This is a genomic window from Micromonospora sp. BQ11, assembly GCF_052068135.1.
Classification (GTDB): domain Bacteria; phylum Actinomycetota; class Actinomycetes; order Mycobacteriales; family Micromonosporaceae; genus Micromonospora.
This window is the reverse complement of record NZ_JBQHDB010000012.1, coordinates 64,943-79,648: the sequence shown is the minus strand read 5'-3', so window position 1 is coordinate 79,648 and position 14,706 is coordinate 64,943. Positions and strand designations below refer to the sequence as shown.

At 72.5% G+C, this 14,706-nt stretch carries 20 protein-coding genes; 8 read left to right on the top strand and 12 right to left on the bottom strand.

Annotation, left to right across the window (positions count from 1 at the left end; translation table 11 throughout):
• Positions 1 to 119 precede the first annotated feature (119 nt).
• The 6 genes from ACTMSW_RS23570 to ACTMSW_RS23545 are packed head-to-tail and all read right to left on the bottom strand — an operon-like array spanning position 120 to position 2,651.
• Complete coding sequence (locus ACTMSW_RS23570; protein ID WP_441182855.1) at positions 120 to 512, bottom strand: hypothetical protein; 393 nt, start codon at positions 510 to 512, stop codon at positions 120 to 122.
• Complete coding sequence (locus ACTMSW_RS23565; protein ID WP_441182854.1) at positions 509 to 925, bottom strand: hypothetical protein; 417 nt, start codon at positions 923 to 925, stop codon at positions 509 to 511. The genes ACTMSW_RS23570 and ACTMSW_RS23565 overlap by 4 nt, the downstream gene beginning before the upstream one ends.
• On the bottom strand, positions 922 to 1,374 hold the full coding sequence (locus tag ACTMSW_RS23560) for an EndoU domain-containing protein (protein ID WP_441182853.1): 453 nt from the start codon (positions 1,372 to 1,374) through the stop codon (positions 922 to 924). The genes ACTMSW_RS23565 and ACTMSW_RS23560 overlap by 4 nt, the downstream gene beginning before the upstream one ends.
• Positions 1,375 to 1,405: 31 nt before the next feature.
• Positions 1,406 to 1,900 carry a hypothetical protein gene (locus tag ACTMSW_RS23555; RefSeq protein WP_441182852.1) on the bottom strand — a complete coding sequence of 165 codons (495 nt, stop codon included), beginning with the start codon at positions 1,898 to 1,900 and terminating at the stop codon, positions 1,406 to 1,408.
• Positions 1,901 to 1,906: 6 nt separating this feature from the next.
• Positions 1,907 to 2,227 carry a hypothetical protein gene (locus tag ACTMSW_RS23550; protein ID WP_441182851.1) on the bottom strand — a complete coding sequence of 107 codons (321 nt, stop codon included), beginning with the start codon at positions 2,225 to 2,227 and terminating at the stop codon, positions 1,907 to 1,909.
• Position 2,228: 1 nt separating this feature from the next.
• Positions 2,229 to 2,651 (bottom strand): YbaB/EbfC family nucleoid-associated protein, encoded by a 423-nt coding sequence (locus ACTMSW_RS23545; RefSeq protein ID WP_441182850.1) that lies wholly within the window; start codon positions 2,649 to 2,651, stop codon positions 2,229 to 2,231.
• Positions 2,652 to 2,767: 116 nt separating this feature from the next.
• Here ACTMSW_RS23545 and ACTMSW_RS23540 point away from each other — a divergent pair, with 116 nt between their 5' ends.
• A complete protein-coding gene (locus tag ACTMSW_RS23540; RefSeq protein ID WP_441182849.1) occupies positions 2,768 to 3,232 on the top strand; it encodes a sigma factor in 465 nt (154 codons plus the stop codon).
• Positions 3,229 to 3,477, top strand: coding sequence for a hypothetical protein (locus tag ACTMSW_RS23535; protein ID WP_441182848.1), 249 nt, complete (start codon positions 3,229 to 3,231; stop codon positions 3,475 to 3,477). The genes ACTMSW_RS23540 and ACTMSW_RS23535 overlap by 4 nt, the downstream gene beginning before the upstream one ends.
• Positions 3,478 to 3,514: 37 nt before the next feature.
• Here the strand turns inward: ACTMSW_RS23535 and ACTMSW_RS23530 are convergent, their stop codons facing one another.
• The 6 genes from ACTMSW_RS23530 to ACTMSW_RS23505 all read right to left on the bottom strand — a co-directional run bounded on the left by ACTMSW_RS23530 (position 3,515) and on the right by ACTMSW_RS23505 (position 9,964).
• Positions 3,515 to 5,173: a sodium/solute symporter gene (locus ACTMSW_RS23530; protein ID WP_441182847.1), complete on the bottom strand. Its 1,659-nt coding sequence runs from the start codon at positions 5,171 to 5,173 to the stop codon at positions 3,515 to 3,517.
• Position 5,174: 1 nt separating this feature from the next.
• The gene (locus ACTMSW_RS23525) at positions 5,175 to 5,519 is read right to left on the bottom strand and encodes a DUF485 domain-containing protein (RefSeq protein ID WP_441182956.1); all 345 of its coding nucleotides are present in this window, start codon (positions 5,517 to 5,519) and stop codon (positions 5,175 to 5,177) included.
• Positions 5,520 to 5,713: 194 nt separating this feature from the next.
• Positions 5,714 to 7,474 (bottom strand): DUF4153 domain-containing protein, encoded by a 1,761-nt coding sequence (locus ACTMSW_RS23520; RefSeq protein ID WP_441182846.1) that lies wholly within the window; start codon positions 7,472 to 7,474, stop codon positions 5,714 to 5,716.
• Positions 7,471 to 8,544 (bottom strand): HAMP domain-containing sensor histidine kinase, encoded by a 1,074-nt coding sequence (locus ACTMSW_RS23515; protein ID WP_441182845.1) that lies wholly within the window; start codon positions 8,542 to 8,544, stop codon positions 7,471 to 7,473. Before ACTMSW_RS23515 ends, ACTMSW_RS23520 begins: the two co-directional genes overlap by 4 nt.
• Positions 8,541 to 9,218 (bottom strand): response regulator transcription factor, encoded by a 678-nt coding sequence (locus ACTMSW_RS23510; RefSeq protein ID WP_441182844.1) that lies wholly within the window; start codon positions 9,216 to 9,218, stop codon positions 8,541 to 8,543. Before ACTMSW_RS23510 ends, ACTMSW_RS23515 begins: the two co-directional genes overlap by 4 nt.
• 86 nt (positions 9,219 to 9,304) lie before the next feature.
• Positions 9,305 to 9,964, bottom strand: a complete 660-nt coding sequence (locus ACTMSW_RS23505) for a DUF5701 family protein (protein ID WP_441182843.1) — start codon at positions 9,962 to 9,964, stop codon at positions 9,305 to 9,307.
• A gap of 122 nt (positions 9,965 to 10,086) precedes the next feature.
• On the opposite strand from ACTMSW_RS23505, the gene ACTMSW_RS23500 reads away from it, so the two are divergent.
• From ACTMSW_RS23500 to ACTMSW_RS23475, 6 genes are all read left to right on the top strand, one after another.
• Positions 10,087 to 10,827: a prepilin peptidase gene (locus ACTMSW_RS23500; RefSeq protein WP_441182842.1), complete on the top strand. Its 741-nt coding sequence runs from the start codon at positions 10,087 to 10,089 to the stop codon at positions 10,825 to 10,827.
• A gap of 198 nt (positions 10,828 to 11,025) precedes the next feature.
• On the top strand, positions 11,026 to 11,223 hold the full coding sequence (locus ACTMSW_RS23495) for a Flp family type IVb pilin (RefSeq protein ID WP_441182841.1): 198 nt from the start codon (positions 11,026 to 11,028) through the stop codon (positions 11,221 to 11,223).
• Positions 11,224 to 11,279: 56 nt separating this feature from the next.
• Positions 11,280 to 11,639: a TadE/TadG family type IV pilus assembly protein gene (locus tag ACTMSW_RS23490; protein WP_441182840.1), complete on the top strand. Its 360-nt coding sequence runs from the start codon at positions 11,280 to 11,282 to the stop codon at positions 11,637 to 11,639.
• Complete coding sequence (locus ACTMSW_RS23485) at positions 11,630 to 12,673, top strand: pilus assembly protein TadG-related protein (protein ID WP_441182839.1); 1,044 nt, start codon at positions 11,630 to 11,632, stop codon at positions 12,671 to 12,673. The genes ACTMSW_RS23490 and ACTMSW_RS23485 overlap by 10 nt, the downstream gene beginning before the upstream one ends.
• Positions 12,674 to 12,711: 38 nt before the next feature.
• The gene (cpaB, locus tag ACTMSW_RS23480) at positions 12,712 to 13,500 is read left to right on the top strand and encodes a Flp pilus assembly protein CpaB (protein WP_441182838.1); all 789 of its coding nucleotides are present in this window, start codon (positions 12,712 to 12,714) and stop codon (positions 13,498 to 13,500) included.
• Positions 13,501 to 13,509: 9 nt separating this feature from the next.
• Positions 13,510 to 14,685 carry an AAA family ATPase gene (locus tag ACTMSW_RS23475; protein ID WP_441182837.1) on the top strand — a complete coding sequence of 392 codons (1,176 nt, stop codon included), beginning with the start codon at positions 13,510 to 13,512 and terminating at the stop codon, positions 14,683 to 14,685.
• Positions 14,686 to 14,706: the final 21 nt, after the last annotated feature.

Here is a 14,706-nt window from a genome sequence, read left to right as displayed (position 1 = left end):
ATCCGCCGTCATCCTGGCGGCGTACCGAGGTCCGACCGAGGCCATGATCCACTCGACTTCTTCGACATCGGGCTGTCCGAATGAGGTTTTCAGCCCGACGTCAATGACATCGAGTGGATCTACCGCCCGACGACCGGGTGTGGCCGGCCGTTGTCCTTCTCCCACTCGGCGAACGCCCGATCCCGGTCCGGATCGTCGGTGAGCAGCCGCCAGTACTGCTCCACGACCCTCTGCGTCTCGCGGAGCGTGTAGTGGGCCTTCAGGTCGTCCACGTAGAGGTTTTGGAGATCGACACCTTGTGCGCTGAGTTCGGCGGCCCAGGCGTTGCCCTCCCAGCTCTCGGTCTCCTTGCGGCCGTTGGCGATGTCATCCAGGTCCGCCAGCAGGTCGAGACAGCAGTGGTGGTCGGCCTGAATATCACCGACCAGCCACATGCCGAGATGGCTGAGGCTGTCCTCGTCAGTCCGATACTCTGCTCGGTCCCGCTCGGTCCAGTAGAACTGGATGGTCATGCCGACACACCCGGGTGGGGATGTCGGCGGCCGTTGCGCTCCTCCCAACGGCTGACCGTAGGACCACGATCGGCGCTCTGGGCGAGTAGTCGCCAGTACCGCTCGACGACGCGGCGGGTCTCGCTGAGCGGATAGTGCGCCCTGAGCACGTCCCGCCAGAGGTTCTGAAGGTCAACGCCTTCGGCGCTGAGTTCGGCGGTCCAGGCGTTTCCCTCCCAGCTCCCCGTCTCCTTGCGGCCGTTGGCGATGTCCTCCAGGTCAGCGAGTAGATCCAGGCATGTGTCGTGCACGCCCTGCACATCGTCGATGAGCCACATGCCGAGACGCTTGAGGCGGGGCTCAGCGCGAAATTCGACGTAGCCCTGACTGTCCCGGAAGAACTCGATGTCGCTCAGCGTCGCCTCCATCGTCACGTCATTACGGGGTATCCGTGTAACAGTTTGCCATTCTCCGGGTCGTAAAAGCCGCGCAGGCGAATGCCGCGGAAGGTGCCGACCCAGCGTCCTTCGTCCGCGTCCTTGACCACGTCAGGGGCGTCGAATGCACGGCTTACGGCACGATCAACCTGTTCCGGCGTCCAGTCGTCCGGGAAGAAGGTGCTACCACCGGGCTTCGCCCGCCATTCGCCGGTGCGACGGTTCTGCATCGAAACCCGTCCGTGGTAGATCCCGGTTCTCCGGTCGCGAGCCACGATTTCGTGCAACTTCGCGCCCGGAGGGTCGATGCCGCCGGGCCGGTGGTGCCAACCGGACGCGCGGCCGTCCCGTTCGCCGACCATGGTGTGCCGGAGTCGTTCCGGGGTCATCGCGTCGCGCCGCTGCCCCGTCCGGGCCCGCATCTTCTGCTGTCGCAGGTAGGACATCGCGGTCCGGATGACACCGCTGCGGGCCCGCCTACCCATCGAGCAGCATGGTGACCACCTGGTCGATCAGCAGACCGACGATCTCACGGGTGATCATCTGGAAGATGGGGATCTCGGCGAGGGTGGCTCCGAAGCTCACGGCCGCCGTCGCCACCGCCTGGGCGATCTGGATCGCCAGGATCGCCAGCTGCACGATCACCTGGATCTTCAGCGCCAGCACGATCGCCCCGGTGATCATCAGACCGGTGCCGGCCAGGACGGCCGCCAGAGCACCGTCCTCCAGCACCGGGATGGGCCCGTCGTGCTCCGTCCAGTAGCCCTGGAACGCGTCGATGTCCGCGCCGGCGTTGCCGGCGGTGACCTGCGCCGCCACCTGCTGGGCCTGCGCGGTCAACGCCTGCATGGTCCCGCTGAACTCCAGCCAGCGTTGCCCCATCTCGAACAGTGCCGTCTCGTCCGATCGCGGCCAGTCGTACCCGATCATGCCGAGTACGGTGACCAGTTCTCCCGGCAGTTGCAGGCCCACGTCAGGTCACCCCAACCCCTGGCCGAGCGCGGTGAAACCCTCGGTGATCGCCTGCTCGTTCACCTCGTGGAGGTGCGCCATCCGGTTCAGGTCGACACCGACCACGCCCAGTTCCTCCATCACCGACTCGAAGCACTCCGCCGCGTACGCGGTGACCTCCTCGCACGCCGCGCCGATCAGCCCGCCGATCTCGTCATCACCCCAGGGGGCACCGAAGGCGGACAGGTCGGCCAGGAACGTCCGCAGTTCGGTGAGGAACTGGTCGGAGACGTCCTGCAGGCCGGTGCCGGCGGCACGCAACCCGTCCGGGTCGATGGCCCGCACCATGTCAGGGCCGCCGACCGCTGGCGAGCCGTTCCTGCACGTCGGACAGCGCGTCGATGAAGCCCTGCAACTGCGGTACGGCGGTGCGCTGCACCTCTTGGAGCTGGGCGAGCACCGCCGCCGTGTCCGGTGGCGTGACCGCCCCGGCCAGTGCCGTACGCAGGTCGGCGAGCGCCGCGTTGGTGGCCAGCCGGATCTCCTCGGCCAGGGTCTCCGACGGCGTACGCATCAGGCGCGGGTCGATCCAGAGACTCTCGACCTCGCCACCGGGCACCGCCACGACCCGGACCATGCCGTCCGCCGCCTCGCCCACACCGCGCACGTCGGCCGGAGGCTCGGGAGCCGCTCCGGGGGCGTCCACGGTGGAACGCCCGAGTGCGGCGAGCATGTCACTGATCGATCTGTTCAGTTCGGAGGGGTGCGTCACGTCCGGGAGTGTAGCCAGCGCCTCACGCTTCGTTCAGCCCCCGACAGGTCCGCTGTGGATGCAACCCGTCACGCCGGTCGGGGGTGACAAGGACAGGATCTGATCGGGGGAGGGGCATGGACACAGACGACGGGTTCGGGGATTTCTACCGGACCAGCAGACACCGCACCGTGATGGTGCTCTACGCGCTCGGCGGTGACCTGGAGGAGGCCCAGGACGCCGCGCAGGAGGCGTACGCGCGAGCGTGGCAGCGCTGGTCGACCATCAGCACGTACGGCGACCCGGAGGCATGGGTCCGTACGGTCGGCCACCGCCTCCTGGTCAACCGCTGGCGCAAGATCCGCAACGGGCTCGTCGCGTACCGCCGGCACGGGACCGGCCCGGACTCCGGCCCCCCGTCGGAGAACACCGTGGCCCTGGTGGCGGCACTGCGCCAGCTACCGGCCGAGCAGCGGCAGGCCATCGTCCTGCACCACCTGGCCGATCTTTCGAACGGGGCGTGGTGTTCCGGGCCGACGGTGACAGGACGGTCATCGAACGGGTACGCCGGTACACCGAGGCCGACGCGAAGGCCGAGATGACTCGATTCGTTCGGTTGGTGACTGAATGCCGGCCGGAGTTCTCACTCTGGGAACGGGACTTCGTCGGCAAGGACTCGCTGCTGGTCGCCTTGGAGACCGAGGGCGTCTTCAGCACCTCGCTCGTCCTCCGACGGGGCGACCTGGTCGCGGAGATCTGGCTGGGTCGGAGCACGACCCTGGATGGAGCGAAGCCGCTCGCGCCGCGGGCCGTCGCGCGCCTCTGCGCCGGCACCGACGCCTGCTGACAGGTGTTAACAAGGGGCCCCTGCTCTACCGCAGGCGTTAAGAAGGTGCCCTTCCTTGCAGGCGGAGGGCTTCGGGGGCGTGCAGGCGGAGCATCGTGGGGCCGACGTCGGACGGGACGCGACGGCGGGTCACCATCGACACCGCCACCATCACGGTGAACGCCAGGGGCACCGTCCAGGCGGCCGGCTGCGTGGTCAGCGTGGCCGGCCAGCCGGACAGCGGCGGCCCCAGCACCGTCACCAGCACGGCCCCGCCCGCGGCGCCGCCGCCGACCAGCACCCCGGCGGCGGCGCCGAGGTCGGTCAGGCCGCGCCACCAGATCCCGAGCACCAGCAGCGGGCAGAAGCTGGACGCGGCGACCGCGAAGGCCAGGCCCACGACCTGCGAGACGTCCAGACCCGAGACGTTCAGCGCGAGGACCGCCGGCACCGCACCGGCGATCACCGTGGCCAGCCGGAAGCCCCGCACCGAGCCACGCCCGAGCACGTCCGTGGAGATCACCCCGGCGACGCTGGTGAGCAGCCCGGACGAGGTGGACATGAAGGCGGCGAACGCACCGGCCGCAACGAGTGCGGCGAGCAGCCGACCGGTGGTGCCGTCACCGAGGGCCGCGCCCGGCAGGAGCACCACCACCGCGTCCGTCTGACCCGTGACGAGCAACTGCGGGGTGTAGATCCGGCCGAGCACCCCGTAGATGGTGGGCAGCAGGTAGAAGGCGCCGACCAGGGCGAGCACCACCAGCGTGGTCCGGCGGGCGGCGGCGCCGTCCGGGTTCGTGTAGAAGCGCACGAGCACGTGGGGAAGGCCCATGGTGCCGAGGAACGTCGCCAGGATCAGGGAGTACGTGGCGAACAGTCCCCGGTCGTCGTCCCCCACCGTGCTGGGCAGCAGCCAGTCGGCCGCGTCGGTCGCCACGCCGGAGACCTCCGGCACCGGCTCCCCGGCGGCGAAGGACAACTCGTCGCCGGGGCGTACCTCCTGGACCCGGCCGTCGGGCAGGGTGAGCGTCGCGCGGTCGGAGACCACGACGGTGGTCGCGGTCCGGAACGTCGGCCCGTCGGGCGGGGTCACCGCCGGGCGGGCGTCGGCCTGCCACTGCAGCGCCAGGAAGATCGCCGGTACGGCGAGCGCGGTCAGCTTCAGCCAGTACTGGAACGCCTGGACGAAGGTGATCGCCCGCATGCCGCCGAGCGCCACGTTCGCGGTCACCACGGCGGCCACCACCAGAGCACCCACCGGGTACGCGGACCCGGTCACCGTGGCCAGCGTCAGTCCCGCGCCCTGGAGTTGCGGCACCAGGTACAGCCAGCCGATGAAGATCACGAAGACGGTGGCCAGGATGCGCAGCCGCCGCGAGCCGAGCCGTAGCTCGCAGAAGTCGGGCAGGGTGAACGCGCCGGAGCGGCGCAGCGGCGCGGCCACGAACAGCAGCAGCGCCAGGTAGCCGGCGGCGAAACCGACCGGGTACCAGAGGACGTCGACGCCGTACTTGAGGATCAGGCCGGCGACGCCGAGGAAGCTCGCCGCCGACAGGTACTCCCCGCCGATCGCGGCGGCGTTCCACGTCGGGCTGACCGATCGGGAGGCGACCAGGAAGTCGGACGTGGTGCGCGCCAGCCGCAGGCCGTAGAAGCCGATGCCGACGGTGACCAGGGTGACCGCCACGATGGCCGGGACGACGTACTCGTTGTCCATCTCAGCGCTCCGGCCGCTGCACCAGGTCGGTGAAGTCCTGCTCGTTGCGCTCGGCCCACCGCACGTACGCCCATCCGACAAGGACGAGGAACGGGAAGGACGCCACCCCGAGCAGCAGCCACGGCAGGTTCACCCCGAGCACGGTGACCCGGCCGACCGAGGGCGCGATGGCGAACAGCCAGGGCAGCCCGCCGAGACCGATCAGCACCACCAGCGACAGCCGTAGCGCGAGGGCCAGTTGGGCGCGGACCAGACCCCGGACCAGCGTCTCGCCGATCCGGGTCTGCTCCGCCAGTTCGGCGCGGGTGCGTTCCGCCCGGTCCTGCCGTCGGGACACCTCCGCCAGGACGACCCGGGTCCTCGTGGTCGTCTCGTCCGGTCGCCGCTGGTCCGGCGTCCCGCGCTGGTCCCGTGCTTCCGTTCCGTGCTGCTCCCGCGCTCCCGGGCGGTCTGCCGTCCGGGGCGCGCGGACGGGATCGTCGGCGGCGGCCACCACGGCAGTCTCGCCCGGCCAGCGCGATTGTCAAGGGTGGCCCGTCGTCACCAGAGCGGGTACGGGCAGGTGACCACGTCCTCCCGCGGTGGCTCGGCGGCGAGCAGTGCCCGCGCCCGTGCCCGCCCCAGGTTCCAGGTCCGGACGCCGTCGTCGGGCAGTTCCCACACGATCTCCCGCAGGGCGCAGGAGCGCAGCGGCTCGGGCAGCCGGTCCAGGGCGGGTACGGCGTCGGCGGAGAGCCCGGCCACGTAGTCGACGTCCACCCGGCCGGTCTCCCGGAACCGGTCGACGTTGCGCTCGGCGATCAGGTGGTCCGGGTTCACCACCGCGAGGCCCAGCAGGGCGAGCACCGCCGTGCCCAGCACCAGCCGGGGAAGCCACCCCGCCCGGAGCCGGAGCACCGCCACCCCGACCAGCACGAAGAGCAGACCGAGCCAGATCTCCACCGTCGCCACCACCAGGCGCAGCCGCGTCGCGCCGTACGCGTCGGCGTAGACGTCCATCCGGTAGAGCGCCGATGCCACGATCACGAGGCTGAGCAGCGTGAGCGCCCCCAGCAGGACCCGGATGAGGACCCGGTCGGCGGTGCGGTCGCGCGGTGCCCAGCGGACCGCGCCGCCGATCACCAGCAGGGTGAGCGCGGACACCGCCAGCAGCTGCCAGAACCCGCTGCGGGCGTACTGGGCGTAGGTGGGCCCGGCGGTGCCCAGCACGTGGCGGGAGCCCCCGAACAGCACGGTGATCTGCACCAGCACGAACGCGGCGAAGAGCGCGTCGAGAAGCGCCAGCGGCAGCACCCACTCCAATCGCCGGACCGGCCGGGCCGGCGCCGCTCGCAACCCGTCGAGGTCGGGTGGCCGTGCCAGCAGGTACGCACCGCCGAGCAGGCCCGCCCCGACGACCAGGAGCCGGAAGGCCCAGGCCACCACACCGGGCGGGGAGATCTCCGGCAGCAGGTTGGCGACCAGGCCGGCGAAGACCGCGTCGGCCGAGGAGAACAGCAACCCGAAGAGGACAAGCAGGCCGAGCGAGACGGCGACGCTGGCCAGGGTCCGGCCCACACCGCCTCCGCCCCCCGCGCCGGCCCGCCGGTCGGCGAGCCCCCGCGCCGCCCAGGGCAGGGCCCGGAACGCCGCCACCGGTGGGAGGACCGTCGCCGTCAGCATGCCCAGTGGCGTACGTCCGCCGGTGACCGCGAGCGTCGCCGTAGCCGCGGCGGCCAGCAGGCAGAGGACGAACAACCAGCCGGCGGACCGGACCGTACCGACGGAGACCAGCGCGATCGTGGCGAGAGCCCAGGCCGGCCGTGCCGTCCGCCCCGGTGCCCCCGTGGCACCGGGACGGACGGTCGATCCGGGAGCCGACCGGACGGCGGCCACCGTGGTGAGAGCGCCCGTGCAGGCCAGGGCGGCGATCGTCCACCCGAGACCCGGATCGGCCGGGGGGACCGCGGACGCGGCGACGACCGCTCCGGCGGCGAGCGCGCCGAGGAAGAGTGGCCGGGGTGCGTCGACCGGGCCCGGCCAGCGCCCGCCGAACAGCGGGGGCGGCGGAGCTGCGGGCGGCCAGGATTGCGGTCGCACCGGCGGCGGCACCGGTCGACCCGGGCCGCCCGTGCCGGCGTACGCGGGCGGGGGTGGTGGCGGCGCGACGACGGCGACGGGCGCGGCCGGGCCGACCTCGACGGCGGTCCGTGCGGCGGCGCTCGGGCCCGCGGCGGCGGATGCGCCTGGGGTGGCCGGTGTCGCGGTCGGTGTCTCGGGACCGGACGGGTCCGGCTGCTCAGCCGGGTTGGGGGCGGTCATGCGTTCACGTCTCCGATCGGAGCGGTCCGGGGCAGCGACACCCGGATGCGGCAGCCAGGGGCGGGGGTGGACGGGTCGAGCACCTCGATACGGCCGCCGTGCAGTTCGACGACCCAGCGGGCGATGGCCAGGCCGAGACCGGTACCGCCGCCGGTCGCCCGCTCACCCCGGGTGAACCGCTCGAAGACCCGGGACCGCTCGGCCGGGGGGATGCCCTCGCCCTCGTCGGTGACCTCGAAGCGGAGTTGGCCGGCGTGCTGCTCGGCGGAGACGCGGACGGTGCCGCCGGCCGGGCTGTGCCGGGCGGCGTTGTCGAGGAGGTTCGCGAAGACCTGGTGCAGCCGCCCGGGGTCGGCGTGCACGTCGAGGTCGGCGGGCAGGTCGTCGAGCTGGAACCGGACGTCCAGCCCGGCCCCCGCCGCCGTCACCGTGGCCTGCTCCACGACCTCGTCGAGGAAGTCCGGCACGTCGATGCGGACGCGGCGCAGCGGTACCACCCCGGCGTCCAGGCGGGACAGGTCGAGGAGGTCGGCGACCAGGTGACCGAGCCGTTCGGTCTGGGCGAGTGCCGCGCGCAGCGTCGCCGGCTCCGGATCCGCCACCCCGTCGACCATGTTCTCCAGCACGCCCTGCAGTGCGGTGATGGGCGTCCGCAACTCGTGCGAGACGTTCGCGATCAGTTCCCGTCGGCGCAGGTCGGCGGCGTGCAGGTCGGCGGCCATCTTGTTGAACGCCTGGGCCAGTTCGCCGACCTCGTCCCGGGAGGTGGCACGGACCCGGCGGGTGTAGTCGCCCCGCGCCATCGCCCCGGCCGCCGCGGTCATCTCGCGCAGCGGCGACGTCATCCCGTGCGCCAGGACCTGCGAGGTCAGCAGCGCCAGGACGATCGCCGTCCCGGCGGTCCGCGGGGGGAGCCACCCGATGGCGTGCCAGAAGTACGCCAGGCCGGCGCTGCCCGAGGCGACCAGCAGGACGCCCAGCTTCACCTTGATGGACCGGACCGGGTCCAGCGGCCGGGGCAGCAGCTCCAGGACCCGGTCGACGTGGGTGAACAGGGTCGTGGTGGTCACGCCGGCACCTCCAGCGCGTACCCGACGCCGTGCACCGTGCGGATCAGGTCCGCGCCGAGCTTGCGGCGCAGCGCCTTGACGTGACTGTCGACCGTACGGGTGCCGGACCCCTCGGCCCAGCCCCACACGTCGGCGAGCAGGCGTTCCCGGGGCAGCACCGTGCGCGGCCGGCCGGCGAGGTGCACCAGCAGATCGAACTCGGTGGGGGTCAGGTGCACGTCCGCGCCGCCCTGCCGGACCCGGCGTTCCGCCTGGTTGATCTCGATGTCGCCGAGCCGCAGCGTGGCCGGGGCGGCCACGGCGGCCCGCTCGACCCGGCGGAGCAGGACGTGCACCCGAGCCGCCAACTCCCGCATGGAGAACGGCTTGGTCAGGTAGTCGTCGGCGCCGACCGCCAGGCCGACGAGCAGGTCGGTCTCGTCGTCCCGAGCGGTCAGCATGAGCACCGGCACCGGCCGCTCGGCCTGGATCCGTCGGCAGACCTCCAGCCCGTCGAAGCCGGGCAGCATCACGTCCAGCACGACCAGGTCCGGCTGCCCGCTACGGAACCGTTCCACGGCGCTCGGACCGTCGCCGGCCACCTCGACGGCGAATCCCTCGGCGCGCAGCCGGGCGGCCACCGACTCGGCGATGGTCCGCTCGTCCTCGACGACCAGTACGCGGCGTTCCCTCATGCGGCCTGACTGTAGGGACCGGGCGTGGAGATCGGTGGGGCGCGTTGTGAACAACCTGTGGAGAACGGCTCAGCCCTGTGGATAACTCACTCCAGGCCGATTCGCTCCGGGCGGGCGGAGGCGGAGCCGAGCCAGGTGTGCGGGTTGCCCCACCAGCACCAGCCCAGCTTGGGAGCACCCTGGCTGATCCACAGCGCCGGCACCCGCTTGTCCCCACAGCGGGAGCCGACCAGCGAGAAGCACCGGTTGGTGGCGAGGGCGGCCGGATACAGGGTGACCAGGGCGAGGCCCTCGTCGATGCTGATCGGCAGCCGGTCCCGACCGGTGATGATCTCCATCGCCGCCGACGGCGCCAGGTTGCACAGGTCCGCGCCCCGGTCGACGTCGAAGAGCAGGTACGCCGGGCCGGCCGGTACCTCCAGTTCCTTGATCGGGTCGAACCGCGCGAGGTCGCCCTCGGCGTAGTGCCGGTCGACGATCCCGGTCTTCCGCTTGCCGGCGAGGGTCGTCAGGGCCACCCGTTCCTCGACGGACACCAGCTCACGCGTGACCACCAGCAGGAACGGAACGCGTCCCTCGGTCGGTGCGGGAAGGTCGGCCGCCCCGGCGACGGCCGCCGCGCGCAGCGGGGCCACCAGGTCGCGGAAGTCGTCCTCGGAACGGCCGGCGACGGCCGGGTAGCCCAGTCTCACCAGGGTGTCGACCTGGCTGTCGAACTCGGCGGTGGGGTCGAAAGGTACGGTCACGGCGGCCTCCAGCTCTCGTACGGTCTACCGTACAGCGTACGGTTGGACGCCTCTATTCCCCGGACCGCCCACCTTCTTCGCGCGGCCCGCCGAGCGGGCGGCCGGCGGCTACGATCCGGCGCGTGCTGCTCCCCCTCGTGGCCGTCGCCACCCTCGCCGGCGCCGCCTGGGGGCTGCTGGTCCCCGGGCTTGTCGACCGGTACGCCGTCGAGTGGCCGGACGGCACGCCGCAACCGCCCTGGCGGACCGCCTGCCCGCGCTGCGACACGGCGCGTCCGCCCTGGTGGCGGGCCCCGGGACGCTGCACCGGCTGCGGTGACCGCCCCTGGCCGGGTCGCCTGCTGACGGTGCCACTGTCGGCCGCCGCCTGCGGACTGGTGGCGTACGCGATCGGCCCGGACCCGGTGCTGCCGGCGTTCCTGCTGCTCGCCGGGCTCGCCGTCCCGCTCGCCCTGGTCGACCTGCGGGTGCTGCGGTTGCCGGACCCACTGGTGGGCACCGCCCTCGCCGGCGGCGTCGCCCTGCTGCTCACCGCCGCCGCGGTCGAGCGCTCCGTCACGTTACTGATACGTCCCGGAGTCGCTACTGTCGTCTGCGGTGTCGTCTATCTGACCGTCGCCCTGCTGCCGCGCTCGCAACTCGGCTTCGGCGACGTCAAGCTCGGCACCGTGCTCGGGCTCTACCTCGGCTGGCTCGGGTGGCCCGCCGTCGTGGCCGGCGGGCTGCTCGCCCCACTGGTGAATCTCCCACTGGTCATCGGCCTGTTGATCGTGCGGCGGGCGGGCCGTCGTACCTTGGTCCCGTACGGTCCGGCCATGCTCGCCGCGGCACTCCTCGCAGTGGTCCTGACCGCCCCGAGATAGATCGACCGGGGGAGATTCGTCCCGCCGAACGGTCGAGGCATGTGGACGGACCGGTGTGGGAGCGTTACCGGTCGGCTCGATGCGGTCCCATCCACAGGATTGACAGTCTTCCTCCCCGCCGGGAAAACTCCTGCCGGTACTTGCCTCACGTCAACGACCGTCGCGGCCAGAGCTGCGGCTCACCCCTGGAGTTGTCTGATGCTCGAGTTCATCCACCGGATCATGGCATGGCAGGCGTCCCGCGACCGGGGCGCCAGCGCTGTCGAGTACGCCCTCATCCTCGCCGCCATCATCGGCGGCCTGGTGGTCGCATACCTGACGATCGGCAACGCTGTCGCCAACCAGCTGAGGGGCGCCTGCAGGTCAATTGCGGGTGCTGGGGCGAACTGCGGCTGATGCTCGTTCCGCTCGTGGGTGACCGGTCGGACCAACGGTCCGACCGGCGCCCACGTATGACTGCCGCCAGCGCCGACCGGGGAGCGGCGGCCGTCGAGATGGCACTGGTACTGCCGCTGTTGCTGCTCCTCGTCTTCGCGATCATCGACTTCGGACGGATGCTGAACACGCAGATCACCCTCACCGAGGCGGCGCGGGACGCCGCCCGCACCGTCTCGTTGGGCGCCAACCCGGACGAGCGGGTCGTCCGCATCGCAGGCGAGGGTGTGGACATCGAGGCGTCCGGCTGCGTGGACGGAGACGCGACCGTGACGCTGACCCGGACCTTCACCTTCGTCACCCCCGTGGGGCTGCTCGGCGGCGGTTTCGACGGGGAGACCGAGCTGACCGGCCGCGGGTTCATGCCGTGCCAGTGAGCCTCTGGCGGCGCCTCCGGGCCCGCACCTCCCGCGCCGACGCCGATCGGGGCGCGGTGTCCGCGACCGTCGGCGTGCTGCTCGGCTCGGGGGTGCTGCTCGGCATGGCGGCCCTGGTGGTCGACGTCGGCCTCGTCTACGCGGAGCGCGGGCAATTGCAGAACGGCGCGGACGCCGCCGCCGTGGCCGCCGCCCGCGTCTGCGCCCTCGACCCGGCGACGTGCACCAGCGGAGACGGCGAGACGCCTCCGCAGCTCGCCGGCCGGTACGCGAACGGGAACGCCAACGACGGCCAGGCGACCGCCGAGGTGTGCGGGCGCGGCGGCGGCCTGGACGGGTGCGCCGAGTGGACCGGCGAGTTGACGGACTGCGTCGGTGGACCACCGGCGACCGGCCCGTACGTCGAGGTGCGAACGGGCACCCGTCGGGACGGTGACGAGACCCTGCTGCCGCCGGTCTTCGCGCACGCCGTCCTCGGCGGGTACGAAGGTGCCGAGGTACGGGCCTGCGCCCGTGCCACCTGGGGCGGGCCGGGCCGGGCGGACGTCGTGGCCCTCGCGCTGCCGTTCTGCGACTGGCAGCAGCGCACCAGGAACGGCACCGCCTTCCCGGCCACCCCGCAGGCCGTCGCGGTGCTCCCGGACACGACCGGCGACTGCACCGGCGGCGGCGGTCTCCGCTGGCTGGATGCCGGCGGCGACTGCCGCGCGGTGCTGGCGGTGGCGCAGGAGACACGCGTCGTGGCCCCGGTCGACGACTCCGACCACGGGTGCGGCGACGTGCTCGACGACCTCCTCGACCGGCCCGTGCTGGTCCCGGTGGTCGAGGGCGCGGGGGACCCGTACACGGTGCGGGGCTTCGCGGCGTTCGTCGTCACCGGCTTCACGCTGCCCGGCCACACCGCCGGTGACGCGAGCTGCGGCGACGGCGTCGACGCGTACGTGTGCGGCCACCTCACCGAACAGCTCCTTCCCGGCGGCGGCACGATCGGCGGCCCCGACCTGGGTGCCCGCGTCGTGGCCCTGATCGGCTGACCACGACACTCACGACACTGGTAGGGGACGTCACACTCATGAGCCGCCGCATCATCCCGGTGCTGATCTCCGTCGTCCTGGCGGCCCTCGGTACCGGTGCCGTCCTGCTGTACCTCCGCTCGGCCGACGACCGGGCGATCGAGGGGAAGCAGGCCCGGACCGTGCTGGTCGCCGACAAGCAGATCCCCGCCGGCACCTCCGGGCGCGCGCTGCGCGACAAGGGGTACGTGCGGGAGGTGCGGATGCCCGCCGAGACCCTGCCCGAGGACGCGCTGGGTCAGGTGGGCGCCGACCTGGACGCTCTGGTCGTCACGGCCCCGGTGCAGCGCGGACAGCTTCTTCTGCGGGCGATGTTCGGCACCGCGGTGCGCAACGGCTCCGGGCTGGTGATCCCGGACGGACAGATGGCCATCACCGCCCGGGTCCGGTCGAACGTTTTCGGGCCGGCCACCGTCCAGGCCGGCGCGCGGGTGGCCATCTTCTACACCTACACGCCGCTGGACGAGGGCAACCGCGACGTCGTCTCCGGCGCGGGCCTGGAGAAGGGACGCAAGGTCAACAGCGTCACCCGCCTGCTCCTGACCGACGTCGAGGTGATCTCGGTGGGCCGGGCCGAGGCGCGCGACGGCGACGCGGCCGGCGGACCGGTGCCGGGCGCGGCCCGCTCCGACGACGAGTTGTCCGTGACGTTCGGCCTGAACCAGAAGGACGCGGAGCGGCTGGCCCACGCCGTCGCCCTCGGCGGTGAGCTGAACATCGGCCTGCTCGGTGAGTCCTCCGCCGTCAAGCCGGACACCGGCGTGGACAACCGATCCCTGTTCGGGTAGGCAACCGCCATGACGATCCTGTTCGAGCCCGACCGGCGGTGGAGCGGCCACCTCGCTCCGCAGCTCGGCCCGGGGCTGCTCACCACGAGCCGGCTGGAGGACGTGGAGCGGCTGCTCGCGGACCGGCACGCCGAGCCGTTGGTGCTCTTCGGCCCGGGGACCGACGCCGCGCTCGCGCTCGAATTCGCCGCCCGGCAACGGGTCTCCCGGCCCGCCGTGGGTGTGCTGCTGCTTCGCGAGTTCCTGGACGTGGAGACGATGGGCCAGGCGCTGCGTGCCGGCGTACGGGACGTGGTCGACGCCCGGGACATCGTCGCCGTACGCGCTGCCTGCGGGCGCTCGCTGGAGGTGTCCCGGCACCTGCTCGGCGCGGCGCCGGCGGGCGGGGGGCAACCGGGCCCGGCCGCCCGGGTGGTGACCGTCTTCTCCGCCAAGGGCGGGGTGGGCAAGTCCACGCTCGCCACCAACCTGGCCGTGTCGCTGGCCGAGGGGGGTCGGCGCCGGGTCTGCCTGGTCGACCTGGACCTGGCCTTCGGCGACGTCGGCATCATGCTGCAACTCACCCCGGAACGGGGCATCGCCGACGCGGTGGCGGCCGTCGACCGGGTCGACGCGACGCTGGTCCGGGCGTTGCTGACGCCGTACGCGCCGGGGGTCGACGTGCTGCTGGCGCCGGTCGGACCGAGCGACGCCGAACGGATCGGCCGGGACCTCGTGGCGAAGGTGCTGGCGGCGGCCCGGACGCTTGTCGACTACGTGGTGGTGGACACCCCGGCCGCCTTCACCGAGCCGGTGCTGGCCGCGTTCGACGTGTCCGACGTCCACGTGCTGGTGGCGACACCGGACGTGCCGGTGTTGAAGAACCTGCGGGTCGCCATGGACACGCTGGACCTGCTGGGCCTGCGCGGCGAGAACCGGCTGGTGGTGCTCAACCGGGGCGACGCCCGGGTGGGCCTGACCCCCGCCGACGTCGAGCGGGTGCTCAAGACGCCGATCACCGCACAGATCCCGTCCAGCCGCGACGTGCCGGTGTCCATCAACCGAGGAGTGCCGATCGTGGTGGAGAAGCCGAACCATCCGGTGAGCGCGGCCATCCGCGACCTGGCGTTGGGGCGGATCGCCCGGCAGAACCCGCCCCGGGCCCGGGGCCTGCGCGACCGGCTCGGCCGGCCGGGTGCCCGATGAGCGAGCGCGGCGGAGTGCCGG